Genomic DNA, 24,894 nt, shown 5'->3' on the forward strand with positions numbered 1-24,894 from the left:
CATGAACCCACTTTTCGAATCCAATCTCCTCCAAACCCGCCGCCAGTTCTTCGGGCACTCCGGTTTGCGACTCGGTGGCATGGGCCTCACCTATCTGATGGGCAAGGATGCACTTGCGGCACCGGATGCTCGTGTTCATCCACCGATTCCTGGGCTGCCGCATTTCGCAGCGAAGGCGAAGGCGGTGATTTACTTGCACATGAATGGCGGGCCGTCGCAGCTCGATACTTGGGATTACAAACCGGGCCTACAGCAGTGGTATGACAAGGATTTGCCGCCGAGCGTGCAGGGCGGGCAGCGGCTGACGGGCATGACGAGCAAGCAGGCGCGGTTTCCGGTGGCGCCGAGCTTGTTCAAGTTCGCGCAGCATGGGCAGTGCGGGCGCTGGGTGAGCGAGTTGCTACCGCACACGGCGAAGCACGTCGATGACATCGCTTTGATCAAGACGGTGCATACCAACGCGATCAACCACGACCCGGCCTGCACCTTTGTGATGACCGGACGCGAAGTGCCGGGCTTCGCGAGCCTCGGTTCGTGGCTGAGCTACGGCCTCGGCAGCGAGAGCAATGATCTGCCGGCCTTTGTGGTGCTCACGCCGAACTGGAGTGCGAAGGCGATGGCTCAGGCGCTCTTCACCCGCATGTGGAGCAGCGGCTTTTTGCCGAGCAAATTCAGCGGTGTGGCGCTGCGTGCGGTGGGCGATCCCGTGCTCTACATGCAGAACCCGGAGGGCGTCTCGCCCGCGAATCGTCGCGCGATGCTCGACACGCTTTCGCAGATGAATGCGCACAGCTTTGAGAAGTTCGGCGATCCCGAAATCCAGACGCGCATCTCGCAGTATGAGATGGCCTTCCGCATGCAGACGAGCGTGCCGGAACTGGTCGATCTGAAGCAGGAAAGCCAGTCCACGCTCGACCTGTATGGCCCGGAAGTGCTCAAGCCGGGCAGCTTTGCCGCCAGCGCCATCCTCGCGCGTCGGCTCATCGAACGCGGCACACGCGTGGTGCAGGTGCTGCATCGCGGCTGGGATCAGCATGGCAATTTGCCCGCCGACATCCGCCTGCAATGCCGCGACACCGACCAGCCCATCGGCGCTCTTTTGACCGATCTCAAACAGCGCGGCCTGCTCGACAGCACGCTCGTCATCTGGGGCGGTGAATTTGGCCGCACGGTCTATTCGCAGGGCGGTCTCACGCAGACGAACTACGGTCGCGATCACCATCCGCGAAACTTCTGCATGTGGATGGCCGGCGGCGGCATCAAAGGCGGCACCACCTACGGCGAGAGCGATGACTTTAGCTACAACATCGCCACCGACCCCGCGCACCTCAATGACATCAACGCCACCATCCTCAACCAATGCGGCATCGACCACGAGCGCCTGAGTTACAAGTTCGCCGGACTCGATGCGCGGCTGACAGGCGTGGAGAGCCAGCATCCGATCAAGGAGATCATTGCGTGAGGAAGCTGGCCTCCAGTTGATGAAGTCGGAGGAACACATCCGCTCGAAAAAAACTCCGACAAACTCAAACCAGGTTCACTTGGAATGAAGTTGAGGAAACTCTTGCACCTGCGCCTTCGTTAGGCTTACGACAACGCAACGCATGTGGGACTTCGTGACAGAGCATTGGCGCGACGGCGTGGAGATCATCATCCTCGCCGCGCTGGCTTATCATGGATATCTGTTTTTCCGGGCTACGCGTGGCGCACGCATCCTCACGGGCCTGCTGATCCTGCTGCTCAGCCTCGCGCTCATTTCTCAGCTCCTGGAGCTGGAGGTGATCAACTGGCTGCTCCAGCGCATCTCCGTCTTCCTTGCCATCGCGCTCGTCGTACTCTTCCAGCCTGAGCTGCGACGCGTGCTCGCCGAGCTGGGCAGCCACCGCGTATTTTCCTTCAATCGACCTGACCCCGAGTCGCTCGATGTGCTGCTGGAGGCGATGCAAAAGCTGTCCGCCCGCCGTTGCGGTGCCTTGTTTGCCCTGAAGCGGGGCATCGACTTGAAGCAGTTCGTGGAAACCGGCGTCGAGGTGGACGCTGCCATGAGCGTGGAACTCATCACCACCATCTTCCACCCGAAGACCGCCCTGCATGATGGTGGAGTCATTATTGACCAAGGAAGAATCCAGGCGGCGGGCTGCGTTTTCCCCGTGAGTCAAAAAGAGGTGCGTGACCGCGCCATCGGCCTGCGTCACCGTGCTGCCATGGGGGTCACGGAAGAGACGGATGCCATCGCCCTGATCGTCAGCGAGGAAAGTGGCGCGCTCTCGATCGCGTATCGCGGCAAGCTGGAGCACGATTTGGAGCCTGAAGAGGTCCGAGACCGCCTGAACGAGATCCTCACCTTTGGCAGTGTGAAAAACGAAACCTCAACGGAGGAACCAACTCGTGAAATTGGAGCAGCTTAAAAACATCTTCGTCCGCAATTGGAAGGAAAAGCTGCTCGCCGTCGTGCTGGCCTTCCTTTTCTGGTTCATGATCAAAGGTCAGGCCGCCCGCTCAAACATGCCCTACGGCTACGGCAGCGAGCGCTTCCCGCGTGCGGGCACGCGACTTTGAGACCTTTATCATCAAAGCCGTGCATTCAGCAGCCGCCTCACTTTGTAGCCCATGTGCCAGAGGAAGGGTCGCACTGAGCCGATGCGCTTGCCGATCAGGCGGGTGGCTCGGCGGGCGCTGTCCAGCATGATGGGATTGCCGGAATGGCTGTTCATGAACTTCTCCAGCCGCACGGCGGTCGCGCTGAAGGAGGCTGGGGTAGGTGAGCGGTCAGCCTGATGCTCCCGGAGGGCTTTTTGGAAGTCGAGCAGGGTGTTTCCATAACCATCGAGCTGGGCTGGGTTTACGGCGTCCATGAATTCATCGGCCTTGCCCGCATCACCGACGAGGAGGCTTTCCATCGCGCACCAGATGTGGAAGCGCATCTTGATGCCGCCGTTGCTGGCGAGGGTTGTTCCGTGGAGCATCACGGCCTCCGCCTCCGCTCGCTGATTGGTTTCCTGGAGACTGAGCAGGAGGTTGTTCAGGATGTAGGGCTGGATGTGGATGCCACGTTCGCGCCAGTCGGAGAGCCATTGGATGGTTTCCCGCGGCTTGCCAGAGGCATGCAGGGTGTAGCAAACAGCGCCGTAGAGGGCGGGGTCGGTGCGCAACCAGTCGCGGTTCTTGGTGAGGATGCGATGGAGGAGGCGTCTCTCTCCCAGCGCGTTGAGCTTCAGCCACCGGAGCGGGGACTCGACACTCTTTTTCCAGCGCTCACCGATCCAGTGTAGCATCTCGATGAAGGCCAGGCTGCGGGCGCTGTCATCCTTGAGATCTGCCAGAAGGTGGTAGGACGGGAGCAGGTTTCTGAGGCGGCAGATCTCGACATGGAGCTTGCCGGTGCGCGGGTTGCTGACGGGCTTTTGGAGGGCCTCGTGGGTGATGGCGTGGAAGGCTTTGAGCTGCCGACCGCGCTCCCAGAGTGGCAGGTTTTCCATTTCTGTGCGGACGCGGACAAAGGCTTGTTCGTCATCCTCGGGCTCGGCCAGCATCGCTCTCAGCACCTTCCGGGCTTCATCCCACTTTTCACGGCGGCAGTGCAGGATGAACCAGCGGGATTGAATATGCGTGTCCGAGTAGTGATCGGCCTGCCGTTCGAGCAAGGCAGCGGCGGCATCCCACTCTTTTTCCTCAATGTGCAGCCAGAAGAGCCGCTGGAAGGCGAACTCGTAATGAGGGAAGCGATCCACGGCCTCCGCGAAGACCTCTTTAGCCTCCTTGAGCTTCTTTTGAGAGGCGAGGACGCTGGCCAGATAGCCCAGCGGCACAGGCTCATCACATTCGATGCGGGCCAGCTGGCGGCAGGCGCGTTCGGCCTCGGGGTAGAGTTCGTCCTGCTGATACCAGTCGATCAGCATCCGCCACGGCCAGGAGTAGCGTGGATCTTCGGCGACGGCCGTCTCCAGCACTTTCACGGCTTCTTTGCGCGCGCCTTTTTCATTCAGCAGCCAACCTTCACGGAAGCGGATGTTCGGGTTTTTCGATGGATGCGTGCGGCAAAGCGTCAGTGCCTCGTCAAAGCGGCCCGCTTCACCGAGCAGCAGTGCTTTGGCATCTATAGGACCCCAGGAATCGGGTGCGAGCGAGATGGCTTTGTCCAGTGCGGCGAGGCGGGCGGTGAGATCGTTCGGATGGTAGAGCCGCTCCGCCGCGATCATCCAGGTGCGGGCCTCGCCGGGGCGCTCATCCATCACGCGCTGGGCGGCTTCACGCACGGCCTCGGGCTTGTCAGCTATCGGCCCCCATCGCTCCAGGGAATTCCAGGCCCAGTGGTAGCCGGGATCGAGCTTCACCGCCTGCGTGAGGCAGGTGATGGCGGCCTCACGCTCGTCCAGATCCCAGAGCACTTCGCCGAGCCAGCCGTGATTCAGGCCATCCTGCGGATCGTGTCGGAGCAGTTCTTCCAAAACGGCACGTGCCTCTTCATAGTCGCCCTCCTTGCGCATCATTTCAGAAAGGGAACGCATGCCCCATGACCAGCCAGGATTCAGCTCACGCATCTTCAGCCCTGCCTGAATGGCTTCAGGGCGGCGGCCAGCGGCCTCCAAGTTCAACGCGTGCTCCATCCAGACTCGCGGCAAAAGCGGGAACTTCTGCGTCGTGGCCTCAGAGATGGCGACGGCTTCGTCTTCCTGATCATTCTGCCGCAGGTGCTCGGCCAGCATCAGGGACGTCTGCCAGAGGTCAGGCCGCTCCTGAGCCGCATCGCGGAGGCAGGCTTCCACTTCGTCTGGCTCGAGCACGGCCTTGGCGAGTGAGGCAAACTCCAGCACGCCGTCGCCCATCGTGACCTGCTTTTTCAGCTCGGCTTGGATGAGGCGCAGCGCCTCCACGCGCTGCTCCTGGCTTTCACTCACACGCACGAGCCCACGCAGGGCGGAATTCTGGTCCACATCCAGACAGACTGCCCGGCGATACTCCTCACGCGCTTCGTCGCGGCGCTCCTCGTCCTCGAAGACGCTGGCGCGCACATTGTACTGGCAGACGGAACTGCTGTCGATGCGCTCGGCCTCGTCTAGCTCGCGATGAGCTTCCTCAAAGCGCTCCTGAGCACGCAGGGCATCCGCCCGCTCACGATGAGCCCAGGCATCATGTGGATCGATGCGCAGCAGCTCGATCACGGGCAGCTCCCACTCCTCCGCCCCTTCTCCACGGGCCCAGTCCAGCCATGCCAGATGCAGATGCCAGTGCCAGCGGAAGCGCGCGCAGGCTTCTTTGAGAAAGCGCAGCCCGCTCTGCCCGCCCTCCTGGGAGTCCAGCAGGCTGGCCACGGCGCGGTGGGCATCGGTATCGAGTGGATTGTCCTCCAAAATGGCGCGCTGATGCTCCATCTGCGTGGCACGGTCTCCCTGCATCCGGGCCAGACGTGCCTTGGCTCGATGCCACTCCGCCGCCCGGGCACCACTGGTGACGGAATCCAGGATCTCCCGGGCCCGCTCGCGGCGGTTCCAGATGGCCAGTTCCCCGGCGACGAAGACGGCGTGCTCCGCGTCGTCGGGACGCTGCTTGAGCGACTCTTCGAGCACTTGCAGCGCTTCTTCGGAAAGCTTCAGCATGTCGAGCGCACGATAAAGTGTGACCGCTGGCTGGCTGGAGCGCGTGCCTTCCAGCGCCAGCCGTTGGCGCATCATTTGCAGCGCTTCGTCCGTCTTCTTCACCCAGCGGCTGGCTTTGAAGTAAGTCATCACCGTGTCCTCATTACGGAAGTCAAAGCTGGCCGCCAGCCGATACAGCTCCGTCGCTTCTTCATAGCGCTGTTCCCGCCAGAGCATGTCTGCTTCACAGGTGAAGAGGGTGGCGTCCACACGTCGGCGTTCGATGCGGCGCAGCAACCGGTGCGTCTCGGGGCGGTGGCGTTCATCGTAGTGCAGCTCACGCGCCAGCATCTGCCAGTGCAGAGGATGGCTTTCCTTCTCCGCACAGAGCTGCTTCAGCCGCTCCAGCATCGCCTCGCGGCCATGGACTTGATTGATGAGATGCAGGTGGCTCGTGCGCCAGTCCTCCACCTTCGGATGCCGTTTCAGCATCTCTTCGAGCGCCGCCAAATGCTGCGACTGCTGCCCATCATAGCGGGCCATGGAAAGCTCGGCCCGCCAGCGCAGGGTCGTGTCTGCATGAGCGGCCCGCAGATCTTCCAGGGCAGCCTGGGCCGACTTCCGGTCATGGCGTGAGAGCGCCAATTGCAGTCGATGCAGACAATCGTAGGCTGCCGTGTCCAGCAGTGGCAGGGAGGCCAGCTTTTCCGCCTGCTCCTGTGGCACCATGGCAAAGCCACGAGGCCCGAAAGGAAGCTGCTCTTCCAGGGATTCCAGCGCCAGAAACTCAGATGTGTGCCGGCTTCCCGGATCACGGATGAAGAGCACGGCGCGGTGGTCATCGTAACCCATCACCACCTGCGCATGAGCGCCGCCGGGATAGACCGTGTTTAGCACAAAGGGCATCCCCGCATCGATCAGGCACTGGGCGGACTCCACCGTCACGCGGAACTCACGCACCGCCCAGCCTGCCTTCTCCGCCCAGTCACGTTCGCGATAGTCCGGGGTGCCGTCGTAGCAGATCTCGTCCGCCACCTCCAGATGCTCCACCCCGCGCTTCCAGTATTGGGCGATGCTCGTCAACGCCGCCGGAGCACAGGTGTGGTGATGCTGCTGCACAAACGGCACCGGCAGGATCACGCGACGCCATTCCTTGGAGCCTGCGGCCTCCAGCTTCGTCACCAGCTTCTTGTGAAAGCCGCTCTCCTTTACCTGACGTGCCCAGTGCAAGGTCTGGTCATGGTCACGCGCATGACTGGCGATGTCACAACGAGTGGCAGCCAGCCAGTCCTCGCAGGACTCATCGCGCAGCGGCATGAGTTCCTCATAAAGCTTCAGTACGGGTTCGGCTTCGTCATAGCGGTCCAGCTCCGTCAGCAGGTTCGCCAGACGCCGGGCGATGGCCCCGGACTGCACCACTTCCAGCGCGGATCGCATGGCCTGCACGGCATCCTCATCGCGGCCGAGTTCGACCAGCAGCTCTGCTTTGGAAATGTGGGCCGTGATGTAGTCCGGCTCGGCTTTCACCACCTCTTCCACCAAAGCCAGAGCCTCTTCGCGCAGATCCTGCTCCTGGAGCATGTCTGCCCGCAGCAGGGAAAACCAGCGCTCCTTTTTCTGGATCTTCTGCCCGCGGTCCAGACAGGCACGGGCGCGCTCAAAGTCCCGCAGCCGCATCAGCACCACGGCCATGTAAGCCTCATGATCCGCGTGACGGTCCTCAGATTCCTCCGGAGATGGCGCATGCTTCCGCAGCCATTTCCACGTCAGAAAAGCTCCACGCATGTGTAACACCTCCCAGAACATGTCGGACCGGGCTTCAGCCCGTGATGCGGGATCATGCCAGGCCCGGAAAACGATTTTCTGCGCACGCGCATCCGCGCCCAGCTTTTCCAAAAGCAGTGCCCCGCCGAGCCGGTCAGACACCGTGGGCCACTGTTCCGGCGGAGCCAGATCACGCACGAGTTGCCACGCATCCAGGATGCGGCCTTCCCTCCGCAACCTCTTCACCTCGCTTAAAATCGACTCATCAGGCAAATCCATCCGCGCTTTCAAGCAGTGCGGATGAAGTATGCCAAGCAGAAACTCGAGGCTGGTGCCTCTGTTGTCACATCGCGTCCTTTTTGGGATAACTCCTCCCTGTTCGTCATTAACCAACCAGCCCTTTGACCATGAAGATCCCTGCCTTTGTTCTTTGTCTGACCCCCTGCCTTCTTCAGGCCCAGGAGGTGAAGCTCGAATGGATGCCGAAAGGCTTTTTTGAGATCACCGGCTACTACAAGCCCAAGATGGCCAATCTCTCGGAGGTGAAGCCCGCCCACATCAGCAAGCTCCCAGAAGCCTTGGTGAAGCCTCAGTTTGCCAGCATCGAAATGGGGCCGAAGGAAGCGCGCATGAAGGTGGGAATCGTGATCGAGCAGCGGGGCCTGAAGGAGGCGCGCATGTGGCTGGATGCGAACGGCGACGGCGATCTGACCAACGATCCTGCGGTGGACTGGAAGCCCCGAGTGATGAAAAGCGATGCGGGTGAAAAAGTCAGCTGGGGCGGCGAGGCTCAGGTCTCCGTGAAGCATGGCGACACCACCCTGGGCATGGGGCTGCGTTTTTACCGTAATGGCATCTCGGATGGAGCCAGCAGCAGGCCCGGGCCGCTGATGTATAACCGAGATTTTGGGCGCAGTGGCGTCATCCATCTCGGTGAGCGGGCCATCAAAACCTACCTGAGCGACGACACCACATTCGGCGACTTTCTGGCGGGTGACACGAGCATCGGCATCGATCTGAATGGCGACAATCGGATCGAAATGCGGACAGAAAAATTCGCGATCACCGCGCCTTTCAATATCGTCGGCACGACTTATGAAGTGAGCGGTCTGACATCGGATGGCAGTCACTTTGAGTTAGTGAAATCCGACAAAACCGTGCCGGAGGTGAAGCTCGCCCAACCCTTCACGCCGGAGATGAAGGAGCGGCAGAAAAGCGCCGCCGCAGTGCGTTTGGCTGAGGCTCGTTCGGCTCAGGCGGCCATGGTGGGCAAGCCACCGCCTTCTTTTGAGGCCAAGACGATTGATGGCAAGGCGGTGAAGTTCCCGCAGGACTACAAAGGCAAACTCGTGATGCTCGACTTCTGGGCCACCTGGTGCGGGCCGTGCCTGCACGAACTGCCTGGACTGATCCAAGTGCATGAGGAGTTTCACGCGAAGGGTTTCGAGGTGCTGGGCATCAGTCTGGACAGCGAGGACGATGTGGCGACGCTGCCCGAGTTCACAAAATCCAAAGGCATGAGCTGGCCGCAGATCTGTGATGGGCACGGCTGGCAGTGCGCCATCGCCCGCAGCTACGGCGTGCGCGGCATTCCCTCCTGCTGGCTCATTGATGGAGACACAGGTGTAGTCGTCGCGACCTCACAGGAGCTGCGTGGTGCTGCTCTACGTGGCACAGTGGAGCGCTGTCTGGCAAACCTTGGCAAAGCGGTGCCGACGAAGGTTGAGGCGAGCAGCCCGCAGCCTCCCGACCCCGTGGCGCTCCGGGTGCAGAGCCTGGCTGCGGAAGGCAGGCTGACTCCGGCGGAGAAGATCGCGCAAGAGCTGAAAAGCCCGAAAGCTGCACGTATCGAGCTTCCCGCCGCCTCAACGACTCCCATTCGCGGACGCGAGATCGCCAAGCGTGCCGCGGCTGCTCATGTGCGTGTGGGATGGGTGTATCAATGCACGAAATGCGACCGCTGGCACAGCAACCTAGCCGGTGGATATGCCATCGATACGGATGTCGTGGCGACGGCTCGCCATGTGGTCGAGCCGCCCGTCACCATGCGCCCTGGCAGTGGCCATGCCGTTGTCGTCAGGGGTTCTGACGAGGTGCTGAATGTCACCAGCGTGATGCTGGCTGATGAAGTCAGCGACACTGCCATACTGCGAGTTTCGGCGAAAGACCTGAAGCCGCTCGCCTTCAGCCGGGATGTGCAGGTGGGAGACACTGCCTACTGCCTCAGCGATCCGAAAGGGGTGATCGGGCATTTCAGCGCGGGCATCGTGAATCGCCTCTTCTCACTGAGCAAGGCGGGCGAGAAGGCGGATCCACTTCAGGAAAGGATCGCCGTGAGTGCCGACTGGGCTCCTGGCAGCAGCGGTTCGGCGATCCTTGATGAATACGGGAACATCATCGGCCATGTGGCCCGCATTCGTCCGCTCTTCGGCAAGCCGGGAACGCCTGATTCACACGGCAAGGAGCCGACGACCATTCCGACTCTGATGACCGTGAACGAGGCTATCCCCGCATCGGTGATTGTGTCATCGATTGAGAAGCTGGGGGAGAAGTGAGAGGTCAAAGGTTCGTCAAGAGGTCAAGCGTCTATGCTTGACCTTCTTGACCCGCTTCACGGCGAAGCCTTGCCCCTCTCATCCACCTACTTCTTGCCGAAAAAGTCCGCCAGCTTCTTCAAATCTGTCGGCTCTGCAGGCTTCATGGCGCTGTCGATGACCTGCTGCTGGAGCGCGCAAAGTTCAGCCACGCCTTTGCGGCCGAGCACCAGCATCGCATCGAGCTGAGCCTGGGTGAAGGTGGCCTCTTCACCGCTGCCCTGGATCTCCACGAAGTCTCCGCCCTCGGTGAGGACGATGTTGCTGTCCACGTCAGCCTTGGCGTCTTCTTCGTAGCAGAGGTCGAGCAGAGCTTCCTCTTTCCAGAGGCCGACGCTGATGGCGGCGACCTTTTTCTTCAGCGGCTGCTGAGTGATTTTCCCCTTCTCCAGCAGTCGGTTGAAAGCGATCGCCGCTGCGACACAGGCACCAGTGATGGAGGCGGTGCGGGTGCCGCCGTCGGCCTGGAGCACGTCGCAGTCGATGCAGAGGGTGCGTGAGCCGAGCTTCTTGAGGTCCACCACGGCACGCAGACTGCGGCCGATGAGGCGCTGGATCTCGATGCTGCGGCCATCTGGCCGACCGCGGGAGCTGTCGCGGTCTTTGCGGTCGAGCGTGGAGTAGGGAAGCATGGAGTACTCCGCTGTCAGCCAGCCACCCTGGACTCCTTGCACCTTCATCCAACGCGGCACTTCTTCCTGGATCGTGGCAGCGCAAATGACGCGCGTATTGCCAAAGGCGATGAGAACGGAGGCATTGGCATGGGGGGCGATGTCGAGAACAAACTCGACCGGACGAAGTTGGTCGGCACTACGGCCATCGATACGGGGCATGGCAGCCCTTAGCACAGGCTGGGCGCGTTGCGCAAGGCAGGCCCGTTTAGATCAGCACCATGTCCTTCACCATCTGGAACCACAGGTAGAAGCAGCCGCGCCAGGAGTAGCGGAACTCGCCTTCGCCCGTGAGTTCGATGAGGCCGACGTTGATGTTGTGGTCGATCTGCGCGCACATGTCCCGCTCGATGTAGGCGGGCAGTTGCTCGGCATCGATGCCGATGAAGTCGGCGTCTTCGAGTCCCTGGCTTTCGAGAAAGTCAGCGTGGGAGGCCAGCAGATCCTCCATCGAATCCGCGTAGGTGAAGCGGTTGAGATGCTGCCGGGGAGAGGGCTGCATGGTGGCGGGGAAGGGATAATTGCTCGTCGTGTAGGTCACGCCGTCCTTCGTGCGGGAGGTCAGGCTGACGTAGGAAAAGACAAAGCCCTCCTGCTGTGCGAGCCCGATGGCTGCCTGGGCACGCAGATCGGCATCATAGAACAGCCGCATGAAGTGATCCGTGTCACTCCACTTCCAGCCCGCGTCCTCCACGCGCTCGAAGCCGTGGCCTTCGATCTCGCGGGTGATTTCATCGAGATCAGGAAACAGATCGTCAGAGGGCGGGAAGCGGCCTTTCACTTCACTCTTCACCGGAAAGCGCATCCGCCGGATATGCACCACGATCTCCACCCACGGCAGCATGAACCACAGCGCGATGCCACAGGCTCCGGCGGCGTGACTGCCCGTGAGGAAGTAGCCGAGCATGTACGAAGCCGCCAGCAGCGAGAGAAAGCCCAGCTTGCGCACATGCCGGTGATGGAACGTCCGGCAGGCGAACGCGAACACCACGACGGCGGCGAGGATGAGAAACTGCTGGAGGTCCATGACAAAAACAGGCGGGGTTCAGTTTACGAAACAGCGGGCCTCAAGTCCACGAAAGATTCTACCGGCTCAATTTCGCTGCCGTTTGCCCAGTCGATAGGCCGTGCCGTAATACATGCAGCGGAAGCCGAAAGTCGTGAGCAGGGAGAGCACGGCGGAGGCCCGGTGGGACAGTGGCCACAGGCGGAAGGCATCCGCATGCTTGTGGCAGCGGCGCTGGCGCATCACCGCGCCATGGCAGAGCGGGCAGGTGAGTCCATCACCGATGATGAAGACGACCACCCGCGTGATCACCACCACCCCAAGGCCACCGAGCGCCAGCCAGCCCCACTCCGGCAGACGAGTCGCCATCATTCCTGCCGCACCTGCTACGAAGGCCAGGAACCCCACGAGGGCCAGGAACAGCAGCAGCGCCACGATCAGCAGGCGGGCCGAGTGGGGGAAGTGCCGCACCCGCCGCTCACGCGATTCCTCACGAGGGCGTGGTTCAGCAGGTTGGAAGCCGGGGTCTTTCATGGATGGAGCGGACAGCTTTTGAAATAGCGAATGACTCGACGGACGAAAAGAACAAAACGAATCCCGGCGGCAGAAGTCCTTTTTATCCTTTCCGTCTCTGGTGTCCTTCGCTAGCACTAGGCACTCTGCCATTCTCCCCATGTCCACCGCGCTGCTTCCCCTCACCGACTTCCCGGACCGGCTCTCGCCGATGGTGGTGAAGGAACTCCGCCAAGGGCTGCGCACGCGCGCCTTTGCCAGCACCCTGCTGATGCTGCACGGGCTGCTCATCATCACCACCCTGATCACCGGTTCTGCGAGCAATGCCGATGATACCCGCTGGATGTTTGACGGCCTTTCCACGCTCGTGCTGTGCTTCATCATGCCCTTCCGCGTCTCCAATGCGCTGGCCGAGGAGGTGAAGCAAAACACGCTGGACATGCTCATGCTCACCCGCCTGTCCTGCGGTCGCATCGTCTTTGGCAAATGGGCCAGCGTGGCGCTTCAGGCCGGTCTCATCACGCTCAGCCTCATGCCCTACGTCGTCGCACGATACGTCTTCGGCGGGCTGGAGCTCACGTCCGAGCTGCTGATGCTCGGGGCGAAGTGGCTCGTCGGCATCGTCATCACCGCCGCGCTCGTAGCACTCTCCACCATCCGGCAGGGCTGGCTGCGCATGGTGCTCATCATCGTGCCTCTGTTCTTTGGCGGCTTTGGTCTCTTTGGCTGGTTCTTTGCCGTGTCGATGAGCCGCACCCTCGGCGGCGGTGTCAGCGCCGGGCCGACGACGTTCGAGATCACAGCACTCCTCGGCACCATCGCCTTCTCGGCCTGGGCCATCTTCGCCTTCCTCAGCCTCGCCGCCTCACGCATCTCGCCGCCGAGTGAACCGCTCTCCTGGCTGAAGCGCAGCGTGCATGTCGTGGCGTTCTTCGTTCCCATCGTCGCCTACTGGATCACCGGAGAAAAAGCCCTGCTCGCCGCCTGCTTCCCCATTCTCGCCGTGCTCACACTGGATGCGCTCACGGAGACGCTGAACGACGTGCCCTCCGCCTACGTCCCGTTTTATCGTCGTGGCATTCTCGGACGCTGTCTGGTGAACCTGCTGTCGCCCGGCTGGGCTTCGGGATTCTGGCTCTCGCTGGCCCTGGGCGCTGCGATTGCCGCTTTGATGGCGACCACTGGTGGCAATGACGAGCTGCCCTACTTCGTCCTCGCCGCGTGTTCGGTGTGGATGATCAGCGCCATCATCCAGCTCCTGCCCACACGTCATTCGCACGATCTCCTGCCCATCTTCCTCGGCCTCTTCGCCCTCGTTTATCTCATCACCGCCATGTTCTCCGGGCTCGGCGTCATCGTGGCAAAAAGCGCGGGCGAGCAGCCCTGGTTCCTCACCGTGCTGCCACCTGCGGCGATCATCGGCGCGCAGAGCATCACCTCCGGTCCGCCGCGTGATCAATTCCTCCAAACCGCCATGCTTTGTGCCTCTGCATGGCCGCTGCTCCACCTCGTGCTCAGCCTGCGCGCCTGGCGCTGGCTGCGTCCCGTGCGCGATGAAGCCCGCCAGCTCGCCACCGGCCCCGCATGACCCCGCCGCTGCCAGCCCTGCGTGATTTCAGCGACCGCCTCAGCCCGATGGTGGTCAAAGAGATGCGCCAGGGACTCAGGACTCGGTTTTTCACTGCGGCGCTGATCCTTTTCCACCTCGTGCTCGGCTGCCTGATGCTGAGCTACCTATTCGATGTAAACCAGCGTGACACGAAAGAAGTTTTCTGGCTTGTGATCATCGTGACCCTTCTCGGCGTGCTGCCCAGCCGCGCCTTCAATGCGCTAAATGCGGAGGTCAAAGATGGTACGCTGGACATGCTCATGCTCACGGGCATCACCTCCTTTCGCATCGTGTGGGGGAAGTGGGTGTCGCTCTACTCACAGACGCTGCTCGTCGCCAGTTCGCTGCTGCCCTACATGATCGTGCGGTATCAGTTCGGCGGCGTGGAGATTGCCCGCGAGGCGTTGGGGCTGGCTGTGTTGGTTCTAGGATCGGGGGTCGTCACGGCGGCACTCGTCGGCTTCTCCTCGCAAAAGCTTCTGCTCGTGCGGTTGCTCATGGCGGCGGCCGTCGGTGCCGGAGCTTTTTCCATCGGCGTGTTAGCCTATCTCCTCGCGGCTGAAGACTTCATAGGTCAGGAGATCAGCCAAAATCTGATCTCCGCAGGTGCGACTCAGGCCAGCCTGATCTGCCTCGGCATCGCAGCGATGGCATTCTATCTTGGGTATCAATTTCTCTGCCTGGGTTCCGCTCGGCTGCCTTGCGTGACGGACTCTCATGCGGCGATCAAACGCGTGACTGCCATCCTCCTGATCGCGGGATTGGTCGTCTTTGCGTGGGTGCTGGTTTGGCAGGGCTTTGGTCAGTCGGTGATCATCGCCTCCACCTACATGCCAGCCATGCTGTTACTTTTGATCCTCGGTATGGATCTCGTGACGGAAGAGCCGCCTGTGGAAAGTCAGACATCCTCCCGCTGGTTTCTCAAAGCGGGCTGGCCTTCCGGAGTACCCTTGTCCTGCCTGCTCTGGCTGGCGCCATTCCTGATCCTGCTGGCCTATGAATGGCGAACATCCGATGGCTGGGAAATAGAGCCCTGGTTCATGACACTCGGCTTCATGGCAGCGACCTTCGTTCCCCTCTGCATCCCGATCTTCCGCCGCCATTCGCGACTGAGCCAGTGGTGGGCGGTGCAGTTGTTGATGCTGGCGGCGGGTATCGTCCTGACCATCGCCCTGGAAACCATGAGCTATGGTGATCGAGAAGGTTATGGCTTCCTGGGTTTGTTCTTCCCCGTGAGCAGCATGTTCGCCTCCGAATCCGCGTCTTCCGCCGACCGAGATGCCATTCGCTTCCTGGGTTTCTTCACGCACTCGATCTGGATCATCGCCGCCCTGGTTTCAGCCATCCGCGAGCGCCGCCGGGTGCGTGATCTCAAGACTGCGATTCATCGGGCAGACTCGCCCATCCCCGCATGACCAATCCGCTGCCAGCCCTGCGTGATTTCAGCGACCACCTCAGCCCGATGGTGGTCAAAGAAATGCGCCAGGGACTCAGGACGCGCTTCTTCACCGCAGCACTGATCCTTTTCCACGTCGTGCTCGGCTGCCTGATGCTGAGCTACCTCTGGGATCTGAATCAAGAAAACACGCATGAGATGTTTTGGCTCGTGATCATCTTCACCCTGCTCGGCGTGCTGCCCAGCCGCGCCTTCAATGCGCTGAATGCGGAGGTCAAAGATGGCACGCTGGAGATGCTCATGCTCACCGGCATCACCTCCTTTCGCATCGTGTGGGGGAAGTGGGTGTCGCTCTACTCGCAGACGCTGCTCGTCGCCAGTTCGCTGCTGCCCTACATGATCGTGCGGTATCAGTTCGGCGGGGTTGAAATCGCCCGTGAGGTGCTGGCGCTGGCAGCGCTGGTGGTCGGATCGGGTCTGGTGACAGCGGCGCTCGTGGGCTTTTCTTCCCAGCGGCAAATGTTTCCCCGGCTGATCACAGCGGCGGTGGTAGGGCTGGGGGCTTTCGCTGTGGGGGCCTTCGCTGGAGTGCTGGCTTGCGAAGACTATGAAGCAGAGGAAATCATGACGAAGCTTTCGGCCATGGGAGTGACCCAAGTAACCCTGATCTTTTCGAGCATCACCCTGCTTACTGTCTATCTGGGCTATGTCTTCCTCTGCGTGGGCTCGGCACGTCTTTCCGGCATGGGAGACAGCCAGCAGGCGCTAAAAAGAAAGGTGGGTTTGATCGTCCTGAGCTTCTTAACCTTGGTCAGTTTGTGGATTGGTTTCGTGAGGCCCTGGGGGCTGACTCAGAATGAAGCGGAGAAAATCATTGAAATTGCGGTTATGTTTCCCGCACTTCTAATCTGCCTGTTGCTGAGCATGGATCTCTCCAGCGAGTCGGTGCCAGAGGTAGAAAGCCGGTTCGCAGCGCAGGCAGTGAAAGTGAACTGGTTTACTCCTGGCTGGCCCATGGGAGTGCTTTTAAGTCTGGCGCTGTGGGCGATGACCTTTCTGATCCATCTCTGCATGTGTAAAATCGCGGGTAGATGGTATCAACAAGGTTGGTTCCTCATTGCCAGCTTCATGGCGGCGAGCGTGATGCCGGTCTGTCTGCCCCGCCGTTGGCTCGCCAGCTTTTCACTACTCAGCCGTTGGTGGCTGCTGCAGGCCTGCCTTGTTGTCCTCGCCATCGTTTTGCTGGCTGGGACGGAGGCCATGCACTATGAGGAAAGATACTTATTTGGGTATTTCGGCGTCATGACACCGCTGGCCGGGCTGCCGCTTTCCTTATCCTTACCTTGGGGACATCGCGAGGTGATCTGTGCTTTCGGTCTCTATACCCATGGCCACTGGATTTTCCTATCTACATTCATCTCCCTGCGTGCCCTGTTCCACCAGACTCGCCGCAGCCCCTCAGGCGCACCTTTCTCCTCTCAAGACTCCCATGCGTGACTCCCCCGATGACCTCCGCTCCATCCAGGCTCATGCCCGGGCGTGGGCGCGTGTGCTGAAGCTGCCCTTCCGTCAGCAGCGCTGGCGTGGACAGACGGGGGAGTTTGCGGGCACAGGCACGGGCAGCAGCCTGGATTTCCAGGATCATCGCTCCTACATGCCGGGGGATGATCCGCGCCAGATCAACTGGCAGGCCTACGCGCGCACCGGCAGCTACACGATGAAGCTGTATCGCGAGGAAGTCCGCCCGCTGGTGGATCTGATCCTCGATGCCAGCGAGTCGATGTTTGCCTATCCCGCCAAGGAACAACGTACGCTCGAACTGCTGGCCTACACCGTCGAAGCCGCGCTGCAAACCGGGGCCACCGTGCGCGCCTTTGCCGTGCGGGGTGCCGCGCATGTGCCGCTGGAGGTGGATGCGCTTGTCACGGGCCGCTGGGTCAGTGAGCTGGATAAACTCCCCGCCACAGGCGATGCCCCCGCGCTCTCGCGCCTGCCTTTGCGCGCCGGAGCCATGCGCGTCTTCATCAGCGATCTCCTCTTCCCCGCCGAGCCCGAGCCCATGCTCGCGCCTCTGGCTTCAAGAAATGGACGCGGGCTGGTCTTCGCTCCCTTCGCCGCCGCCGAAGCCGCGCCGGAGTGGGATGGAAACTACGAATTCATCGATGCAGAGACACAGCAGCCTCACGAGCACCGCGTGGAGTCGGATGTCATGCAGCGCTACCTCCGTGCCTACACGCGCCACTTTGACCTGTGGAAAAACGCCGCCGCCAAACATGGCATCGCGCTCGCTCGGGTGAGTGCGGAGGCGGAGTTCCTGACCGCGCTGCGCGCCGAAGGGATCATCACGAATGCCGTGGAGGCAGCGTGAGAGACTTGTGCTTTCTTATACCGCGTTTGTGCATCCTGCCAAAGATGGGTGAGTTGGCCCGTTGAAGCCTGCGTGCGTCCCATCCCGCTCATTCTGTCTGCTGTCATGCTTGCCCTGCCCATCGTCGCCGATGAAGCCGGGCCTTTGCTGTTTAAAACCGTCTGCGCCCAATGCCACGGCGAGAAAGGTGAGGGCAAGATCGAGATCAGGACTCCCTCCATCGCCAATGAACCCGTGTGGTATGTGACCACGCAGCTCACGAACTTCCACGATGGCAAACGCGGCTCGGACACCGCCGTGGACCCGCAAGGCGCGATGATGGCCGCCATCGCGAAATCACTGAAGCCCGAACAGATCAAAGCCGTGGCCGAGTATGTGGAAAGCCTGCCGCTCGTGCCGCCGAAGGAGCGCGAGATCGCGGGAGCCGATGTAAAGCGCGGCCAGGAGTTGTTTTACGAGCGCTGCATGGAGTGCCACCGCTACAACGCGAGCGGTGAGATGGCCTTCGGCAGCCCGCCTCTCATCGGTCGGCAGGGCTGGTATCTGCTGGATCAGTTGAAGAAGTTCAAGAAGCTCCACCGCGGTGCCGCGAAGGGCGATGAAAAGGGCGCGAAGATGGTGCAGATGGCCACGCTCTTCATCGAAGACGAGCAGGCGATGAAGAACGTCGTCAGTTACGTCCTTACGCTGAATCCAGCACCGACAGAGGAAGCGGCGGATGATCTTTTCGGAGCTCCTGCCGCAGGCAAGTAGGCCGCTTATCGCTCAATGCTGAAGCTGCGCACTCCCACCAGTGCCGGGATGCTGGACATCTCGCGTTCTTTGATGAGAGAGCCGAGATTGCTCTCGTCGATGGCGGCGAGGAAGGCGTCCAGTTCATCGGCATCGTGGGCCATGGCTTTCAGCTCCACGCGCCCGTCGGGAAGATTGCGCACCGTGCCCGTGACATCGTAGCCAGAGGCGATCTGCTTCGTGCTGTAGCGGAAGCCGACGCCCTGGACGCGGCCGGAATAAAGGATCTGTTTGGCGGGCATGAAAGGCGCGTGCTTTAGAGCTTGGCGGCGGCTTCTGCAAATGCTGCGCTCGCGGCATCGATGAGCAAGACACCGGTGCCCTCACGATTGGTGACAAGACGAATGTGTCGTCCCAATGCCTCAAGTTTGAGCTGACCGGCCTCGTCATTGATAGGCTTCACGTCGTAGCGCTGCGTGAGCCAGGAACGCATGGCTTTGGCAAAGGCGGCGGCGTCCTGCGGCGTCAGCCAAAGCGTCTGCCACACCGCGTGATCACGTGGTTGATCCGGTGCGGCATAGGCTAGCAGACGGTCGCCCTTCCAACCTCGCGCACCTTGTCCGGCGTCCTCATCACTGTTGTAGGTTCGCAGTGCGGTGAAGGTGGCGAAGCGCCCGAGCCGATCATCCCAATAAGGCGTCTCTCCGGCGATCTCCGTGCTCGCGAGTTCGACCTTCGCGGGCGGCAGGCGATTGGCATCAAGGAAGCGCTCTGGCTCGATGACCTCGCCACAAGATTGCGGTGGGCGCGAGTAGGCGGCGTTCAATTGCGGAAACTGCCCCGCGCTATGCAGAGCCTGGGCAAACTCAAAGCCGCGAGCGAAAGGAAAGAGCGCCAGCTCGCGCAGGTAGAGCGGCATCATCACCTGATTCAGAGGATGATCGGGGTCCTCAGGCGGCAGGTCCGTGGGACTCTGCGGGATAGGATTCTGGATGCTGTAAAGGAAGCGCGTCAGAGCGGCATCACCCGTGAGCAGCGAGAGTCGTGCGAGACGTTCATCCGTGCTCAATGGAGCCCGTGGTTCACCCTCCCTCTGCGGCGGGAAAAGCGTGCCACCATACTCGCGCAGGAGCTGCCCATAAGCCACGGCCATGGGGCGATCTGGCGAGGGTTTGCCCGGCTCGGGTTTGTCATCAATGACGAGCAAGGTGCCTGACTTCGCATCGAACCAGCCGCCGAGCTGGCGGGCGAGAAGCGCCGCCTGCAGCGGCAGCGGGTCCACGGGCTTTTCAATCCAGCCCAGCGCCGTCAGTGCGAGCGCGAAACGCGGGGCCTCATCATCCGGCTGCTGCTCACGCAACCACGTCAGGATGGCAGCCTCCACCTCCGCCATGCTCGCGCCCACAGTCGGCACTGGCAGCGCTTTGATTTGGCGGAACTTCATCAGCTCGATCCCGAGCCCGACGAAGTCCGGCGGCTCATCCGTCGGCAGGGGTGTCGCATCCATCTTTGCCACGCCCTTCATGCCCAGCGTGCCGAGCTTTTGCAGGAGTTGCGTGTTTTCCTCCTGAAGCGCGCCGACCTGCCCCTGAAGATATTCCACCTGACCTTCGAGCAGGGTGATCTGCTTCATCAGATCCTCGGCGGGTTCTTTCGGTGCGCTGACGGTTGGCTCAGAAGCCGGTCTTTGAGAGATCCAGACACCAGCACCCACGCCTCCGAGAAGAAGCAGGACAAGCAGAGCGGCGGGGGAAAGTTTAAGCATCGGGCGCGGACAGTAGTGAGATGCACCATTGCCGCAAGGTGCCCATGTTTTTCAACCAAACAGCCTTCGATAGTTCTGCGCGATCTGCCCGATCAACTCCTCCACCTCCACGCCACGCACTTGTGCGAGCAATTCATAACTCACGCGGAGGTTCGCCGGATGGTTGATCGTCTTGCCTTCGTGCTGAAGCGGATGCGGGTTCAGTTCGTCAGGCGGCCACATGTCAGGTGCATCCGTCTCGGCGAGCAAACGATCCAACGGCACGGCGGCAAAGGTCGCGAGCTGTTGCGCTTTGCGAGCATGGCCGAAGTATGGTGAGAGGGAGAAATAGGCTCCGAGCTTCACGAAGCCGGGGATCATCTCCACCGGGCCACCATACGAATGCAGCAGGAAACCTCGAGAAGGCAGCCGAAGCGTGCGGAGCTGCTCATCCAGCAAGCCCCAGGCGCGCAGGCAATGGATCGTGGCGGGGCGATCGAGTTCGGTGGCGAGTTCGAGCTGCCAGCGGAAACATTCGATCTGCGCCTCAATGTCTGGATTCGCGATCCAGCGATCCAGCCCGATCTCGCCGACAGGTGCCTTTGAGAAGGCGTGCAAGTAGTCGCGCAAACGCTCCTGCCAGGCTGGCGTGCGCTTCTTCACATGCCACGGATGCAGGCCGAATGAAGGACGTACCCATGCATAACTCCTCGCGAGTTTGGCGACGTCTTCCCAGTCATCTTCCGCCGAGCCATCAACCACGACTTCACCGATGCCGAGCGTCGGCAAAAGCTGCATCACCTCGTCGCGAACCGCATCAAGCCGGGTGTCCTGGAGGTGATTGTGAGCGTCGAAAAGCATGGCGAGCTACTGCCATTGTTGGGCGAGTGCCTTGATCCTGCCACGCACGGCGGCGAGACCGTTCAGGCGTGTGGGTGAGAGCAGCTTCGTGAAGCCACAGCGCGTCCAGATTTCAGGTTCGACTGCGGCGACCTCGGCGGGCGTGGATTCGTTGTAGAGATCACAAAGCAGAGCAATCAATCCAGCGACCATCGGTGAATCGGCAGCGCAGCGGAAGTGCGTGAGGCCCTCGCGCAACTCGCCAAGAACCCAGACGCGAGAGACGCAGCCGGGGACGATGAGGTCATCGGTTTTCAGCTCTTCGGGAAGACGAGTTCGGGCAATGTAACTCGTCAGCGCAGCGAGGCGCTCGTGAGCGTCTTCGATGAGGTTGAGGTCGTCGATGAGTTCGGTTTGTTTCGCGGCGAGAGACATCAGAGCGAGGTATTATTTTCCGAGCAATCCGCCGCCGAGTCCTTGGAGCAGATCGATGCCTTTTTTGGCGGCATCGCCGGGGTTGGTAAGGACTTCTGTGGCGCTCTTCATGACTTCGCCGGGCTTTTTGGACAGGTCTTCACCCAGCACCGGCTTGAGCAATGTCTCACCGGCTTTGCCGACGATTTCCGCAGGTGCATTGAGCAGAGCTTTGCCAGCTCCGCCGATGAGTCGCTCAGTCAAATCCTCACGCGGAGCATCGACACTGCCGCTGATGTGCAGCGGCGTCCAAATCATGCCGGCGGGTGCGGTGGGATTCGTGCTGGTGAAGACGTGCTGCTGAGCACCGGGAATCCACGACAAGGTCTCGGGCGTGACGCCGACCATGAAGCGCCCGTCGATCTGTCCGGCCTGGATGGTGACACTGCCTTCGAGGCGCATGAGGCCGTTGGATTGAATGACGATCTTGTCGAGATGCCGTGTCTGACCGCTGCCACGCACACGAGCGCTGGCGATGTCGAGGACGATGCGCTTGAAGCGATCGACGTGGGTGTAAGTGGCGAGCTTGTCGAGCAACGGGATGGCGGTGAGCACGGCGTTCTTGAGCTGCACATCACCTTCGACTTTAGGATCAGTGCCATGGCTGCCCGTGATATTCAGATCACCTTCGAGCAGACCGGTGAGCCGGAGCTTCCAGTCATCGCTCACGATCTCGCGCAGCGGGATGGCGGTGAGGTGCGTGTTGAGTTCCCAGGTCTTGTCCTTCGGACGAATATGGCCACGCGCGGTGATCTCGCTGTCATTGACCCAGCTCAAGGTGGCGTTGGTGAGATGCAGATCCTCGCGGCTCAGACGCGCTGTGGCACGCGTGAGATTGAACTTCATGGGATGAAGCTGCGCGGGAAGCTGCACTGGAGTCTCGAAGATGCCACCTTCTACCGTGGCTTGCACGGACGTCTCTCCCTGCTGCCACGCGCCGAGGCGGAGCTTGGATTCTTTGAGCCACCAGCCGCCGGGATAGGTGAGCGTGAAAGCATCAAAGCGGAGGCCGTCGATAACGGTTTGGTTCGGCAGGTAACCTTTCAGCCAGGAAGGGATGGAGCTTGAGTTTGAGTTAGGAGCTCCGGCTTCGGACGGTTCTGAATGGATTCCGGCTGAAGCCGGGGCTCCGAACTTCAGATCCAAACCGTCTGCACCGGCATTGATGATGCGCCACTGGCGGTCACGGAAGGCATTCCAATCCAGCGCGAGATGCAGGCTGCTGATCTCAGCCTTCCAGCCGGTGGCGGTGGTGGCTTCGGCGGATTGCGTGGTGACTTCATCGCCAGTCCAGCGCAGGGCATCGAGCGCGACGGTGCCCCTCATCTGCGTGCCAAGAAACTGCTCCATCTTGCCGCGAAAGGCTTCCTTTTGCAGATAACCACGCACCCAGCTCATGACGAGCATGGGTGCCAGCATGAGCATCACGACCACGATGACAACGAGCCCGATGAGGGCAAAGAGCCAACGGGGTGATTTCTTGGAGCGACGATGTGAGCGGGCGGACATGACGGTGTGGAAGATGCCCAGTTTCGTCGCCGTGGCAAAAGTCTAGCTGCCGGACAGTTGAGCCAGCGCGTTGTTCACCGCGATCACAGCATCAAACAAGGTGCTGACGCCGAGATGTGCGCCCGCAGCGGCTTTGGCCTGCTTTTTCGTTTCAGCATCGGCAGCCATGGTGCGGATGATTTTGTCCCAGTTCAGCAGGAGCCGCTTCTTGTGGAGGTAATAGAGCTTCTTCGTGTCGTCGCTGGTCTTTGGACTGAAGGCTGCCTCGGCGCTGGCGAGCGTGGTCATGGCCGATTTGTAGCCGCTTTCGACCTGGGCATAGGCCTCGGGGGAGTAGCTCTGGCCCGCTGTCTGCCAGTCGCGCACGAGCTCGGAGTCGATGACTAAAGCGGGCAGCATGAGCAGCAGGATGTGATCTCGATTGCCCGCCTCAGGCTGGGCTGAGAGGCCATCGCTGACGCTTCGCAGAGCGGGCTTGAAGCTGCCCGTGCGCCATTCAGAGATGCCACGCATCATCCAGGCGGTGGGCTTGAGCTTGTCATCGGGCAGCCCGCTGATGAAGGCGGGCGTGATCGTGCTGACGACCTGCGTGTAGCCTGAGGCGGCGCCTCGGATTTCGCCATCGCCGAGGTTGTCGGCTTCGGCAGCGGCTTCGTATTTGGCACGGACGTTTTGGTAGTCCGCGAGGCTGGTCTTCGTGCCGCGATGGAAGATCTCACAACTGCTGAGCAGCAGTGGCAGGATGAGGAGGAGAGGCAGTTTGGTCATGGCGATGGGTTAGAGGGTTTTGAGGATGATCTTGGCGGTGGCAATGACGGCGGCAGTGTCACTGGTGGCGAGTTCCTCACGCAGTACCTTGAGTAGCATCTGCTCGATGAGTGGGGCGAGATTTGCCCCATTGACGAAGTTTTCCAAGGCCCCGCTGGAGGCTTGATCCAAAATGATTCGGATGGTGGTTTTCACGGGTTCCTTCACTCTTTTGCCGAGCAGAGGATCGAGATTCGCGGAGACGATGGGGAGGATGCCGGTGACGGTGGTGACGAAGACTTCGCGGCTCACGAGACGGCGCGGATCTGGGTGCTGACTTACGGCATCGGCAGCTTCCTTGATGACTTGATACAAGATGTTCGTGCTGACCTTCGTCGTGTCGAGATCGAGCAGCTTGTCCGCATTCAGCAGTCCTGTTTTCAAAGCTGCCTGCACGAGCGTGACGTAGCTTGCTCCATTCACGAGGCGCTTGGGATCTTCGCCGAGCGCCTTCGCGGTGGAGCCGACGATCTGGGCAAGCACGGTCTTGAGTTCATCATCGCCGACACGATGCAGCAGTTGCTCGGGATGCCGCGCCACTTCGGCAAAGACGAGGCTCGTCAGTTCAACCAACTGCTTTTTCGACAGCAGCTCGCGTGCAGAAGCTTTGCCAGCGAGCTTTTGCCCGAGGCCGTTCGCCAGCGCAGTGACGGCATCGGCGAGCACTTGTTTCTCGGGCGAATCCACGTCCACAAGCGTCTCGATGTTTTCCGTCACGGTGGCGAGCGCGGCCTGCACAATAGCGGAGACGGTTTCCTGACCGAACACGGCTTGCGCCTGCTTGCTCGTGAGCGCGGTCACGGTGTTTTTGATCATGGAGGAAAGCAGGGCGTCATCGGTAAAGACGGTGCTGTTCTCAGCCACAGCCACGAGTGCGCTTTGATAAATGAGTTCGAGGGATTCATTGGTGAAGAGATCCTCTTTCCCCTCGATGCCCTTCACGATGCCGGAGAGTGTGGACTTCACCACAAGCGTCGCTTTTGCATCGCCCGGCATGAAGAGGTCCACATTCCCAGTGAAGGCAGCCGCACCTCCGCGCATGACGCTGGAGGAGATGCGCTTGATCAACTGACCGCGCTGCATCTGATCGGAGGCTTTGATGAGCTGATCGTAGTCGCCGAGCAGAGCCTGCGTGACACCACCGATCAGCACCTGCACGCGGCGATCATCATCATCAATAAGCGTCACCCGATCTCCCAACGTGCTCAGCGAGGCATGCATGACCTGCTCGATGAGATCACGGGGCATGGCTTCAGAAAACTCCACCTCATCCAGCCTGCTGATGAAAGCC

At 61.1% G+C, this 24,894-nt stretch carries 21 protein-coding genes; 9 read left to right on the forward strand and 12 right to left on the reverse strand.

Annotated features, from left to right (window positions below):
* Position 1: 1 nt before the first annotated feature.
* The 3 genes from AC6FTP_RS06475 (at position 2) to AC6FTP_RS06485 (ending at position 2,559) form a co-directional block, all read left to right on the forward strand.
* Complete coding sequence (locus tag AC6FTP_RS06475) at positions 2–1,462, forward strand: DUF1501 domain-containing protein (protein WP_497206086.1); 1,461 nt, start codon at positions 2–4, stop codon at positions 1,460–1,462.
* A gap of 142 nt (positions 1,463–1,604) precedes the next feature.
* Positions 1,605–2,408, forward strand: coding sequence for a diadenylate cyclase CdaA (gene cdaA, locus AC6FTP_RS06480; RefSeq protein ID WP_497206087.1), 804 nt, complete (start codon positions 1,605–1,607; stop codon positions 2,406–2,408).
* Positions 2,389–2,559: a hypothetical protein gene (locus AC6FTP_RS06485; RefSeq protein ID WP_497206088.1), complete on the forward strand. Its 171-nt coding sequence runs from the start codon at positions 2,389–2,391 to the stop codon at positions 2,557–2,559. Before cdaA ends, AC6FTP_RS06485 begins: the two co-directional genes overlap by 20 nt.
* An 11-nt stretch (positions 2,560–2,570) precedes the next feature.
* Here the strand turns inward: AC6FTP_RS06485 and AC6FTP_RS06490 are convergent, their stop codons facing one another.
* On the reverse strand, positions 2,571–7,619 hold the full coding sequence (locus tag AC6FTP_RS06490; protein WP_497206089.1) for a tetratricopeptide repeat protein: 5,049 nt from the start codon (positions 7,617–7,619) through the stop codon (positions 2,571–2,573).
* A gap of 128 nt (positions 7,620–7,747) precedes the next feature.
* Between AC6FTP_RS06490 and AC6FTP_RS06495 the strand changes: the two genes are divergently transcribed.
* Positions 7,748–9,895 carry a redoxin domain-containing protein gene (locus AC6FTP_RS06495; protein ID WP_497206090.1) on the forward strand — a complete coding sequence of 716 codons (2,148 nt, stop codon included), beginning with the start codon at positions 7,748–7,750 and terminating at the stop codon, positions 9,893–9,895.
* An 86-nt stretch (positions 9,896–9,981) separates the two neighbouring features.
* Here AC6FTP_RS06495 and rph read toward each other — a convergent pair whose 3' ends face one another.
* The 3 genes from rph to AC6FTP_RS06510 form a co-directional block, all read right to left on the reverse strand.
* Positions 9,982–10,767 (reverse strand): ribonuclease PH, encoded by a 786-nt coding sequence (gene rph, locus AC6FTP_RS06500; RefSeq protein ID WP_497206091.1) that lies wholly within the window; start codon positions 10,765–10,767, stop codon positions 9,982–9,984.
* Positions 10,768–10,813: 46 nt separating this feature from the next.
* Positions 10,814–11,632, reverse strand: coding sequence for a hypothetical protein (locus tag AC6FTP_RS06505; protein WP_497206092.1), 819 nt, complete (start codon positions 11,630–11,632; stop codon positions 10,814–10,816).
* 66 nt (positions 11,633–11,698) lie between these two features.
* Positions 11,699–12,145: a hypothetical protein gene (locus AC6FTP_RS06510; protein WP_497206093.1), complete on the reverse strand. Its 447-nt coding sequence runs from the start codon at positions 12,143–12,145 to the stop codon at positions 11,699–11,701.
* A gap of 139 nt (positions 12,146–12,284) precedes the next feature.
* Here AC6FTP_RS06510 and AC6FTP_RS06515 point away from each other — a divergent pair, with 139 nt between their 5' ends.
* Both AC6FTP_RS06515 and AC6FTP_RS06520 read left to right on the forward strand, forming a co-directional pair.
* Positions 12,285–13,712: an ABC transporter permease gene (locus AC6FTP_RS06515; protein WP_497206094.1), complete on the forward strand. Its 1,428-nt coding sequence runs from the start codon at positions 12,285–12,287 to the stop codon at positions 13,710–13,712.
* Positions 13,709–15,148, forward strand: a complete 1,440-nt coding sequence (locus tag AC6FTP_RS06520; protein WP_497206095.1) for an ABC transporter permease — start codon at positions 13,709–13,711, stop codon at positions 15,146–15,148. Before AC6FTP_RS06515 ends, AC6FTP_RS06520 begins: the two co-directional genes overlap by 4 nt.
* Here the strand turns inward: AC6FTP_RS06520 and AC6FTP_RS06525 are convergent.
* Positions 15,118–15,324, reverse strand: coding sequence for a hypothetical protein (locus tag AC6FTP_RS06525; protein WP_497206096.1), 207 nt, complete (start codon positions 15,322–15,324; stop codon positions 15,118–15,120). The genes AC6FTP_RS06520 and AC6FTP_RS06525 overlap by 31 nt on opposite strands.
* A 15-nt stretch (positions 15,325–15,339) precedes the next feature.
* On the opposite strand from AC6FTP_RS06525, the gene AC6FTP_RS06530 reads away from it, so the two are divergent.
* From AC6FTP_RS06530 to AC6FTP_RS06540, 3 genes are all read left to right on the forward strand, one after another.
* A complete protein-coding gene (locus tag AC6FTP_RS06530) occupies positions 15,340–16,626 on the forward strand; it encodes an ABC transporter permease (protein WP_497206097.1) in 1,287 nt (428 codons plus the stop codon).
* Positions 16,619–17,497, forward strand: coding sequence for a DUF58 domain-containing protein (locus tag AC6FTP_RS06535; RefSeq protein WP_497206098.1), 879 nt, complete (start codon positions 16,619–16,621; stop codon positions 17,495–17,497). Before AC6FTP_RS06530 ends, AC6FTP_RS06535 begins: the two co-directional genes overlap by 8 nt.
* Before the next feature lie 105 nt (positions 17,498–17,602).
* A complete protein-coding gene (locus AC6FTP_RS06540) occupies positions 17,603–18,250 on the forward strand; it encodes a c-type cytochrome (RefSeq protein ID WP_497206099.1) in 648 nt (215 codons plus the stop codon).
* A gap of 5 nt (positions 18,251–18,255) precedes the next feature.
* On the opposite strand, the gene AC6FTP_RS06545 is transcribed toward AC6FTP_RS06540, so the two are convergent.
* From AC6FTP_RS06545 to AC6FTP_RS06575, 7 genes are all read right to left on the reverse strand, one after another.
* Positions 18,256–18,531, reverse strand: a complete 276-nt coding sequence (locus AC6FTP_RS06545; RefSeq protein ID WP_497206100.1) for an acylphosphatase — start codon at positions 18,529–18,531, stop codon at positions 18,256–18,258.
* Positions 18,532–18,545: 14 nt separating this feature from the next.
* Positions 18,546–19,994, reverse strand: coding sequence for a hypothetical protein (locus tag AC6FTP_RS06550; protein ID WP_497206101.1), 1,449 nt, complete (start codon positions 19,992–19,994; stop codon positions 18,546–18,548).
* 51 nt (positions 19,995–20,045) lie between these two features.
* Positions 20,046–20,834, reverse strand: a complete 789-nt coding sequence (locus AC6FTP_RS06555; protein WP_497206102.1) for a TatD family hydrolase — start codon at positions 20,832–20,834, stop codon at positions 20,046–20,048.
* Positions 20,835–20,840: 6 nt separating this feature from the next.
* A complete protein-coding gene (locus AC6FTP_RS06560) occupies positions 20,841–21,248 on the reverse strand; it encodes a SufE family protein (protein ID WP_497206103.1) in 408 nt (135 codons plus the stop codon).
* Between the two features lie 12 nt (positions 21,249–21,260).
* Positions 21,261–22,796, reverse strand: a complete 1,536-nt coding sequence (locus tag AC6FTP_RS06565; RefSeq protein WP_497206104.1) for a hypothetical protein — start codon at positions 22,794–22,796, stop codon at positions 21,261–21,263.
* Between the two features lie 42 nt (positions 22,797–22,838).
* Positions 22,839–23,564, reverse strand: a complete 726-nt coding sequence (locus AC6FTP_RS06570) for a hypothetical protein (RefSeq protein WP_497206105.1) — start codon at positions 23,562–23,564, stop codon at positions 22,839–22,841.
* Between the two features lie 9 nt (positions 23,565–23,573).
* A partial coding sequence (locus tag AC6FTP_RS06575; protein WP_497206106.1) for a hypothetical protein occupies positions 23,574–24,894 on the reverse strand: 1,321 nt, incomplete at its 5' end.

This window comes from Prosthecobacter sp. (genome assembly GCF_044378005.1).
Classification (GTDB): Bacteria; Verrucomicrobiota; Verrucomicrobiia; order Verrucomicrobiales; family Verrucomicrobiaceae; genus Prosthecobacter.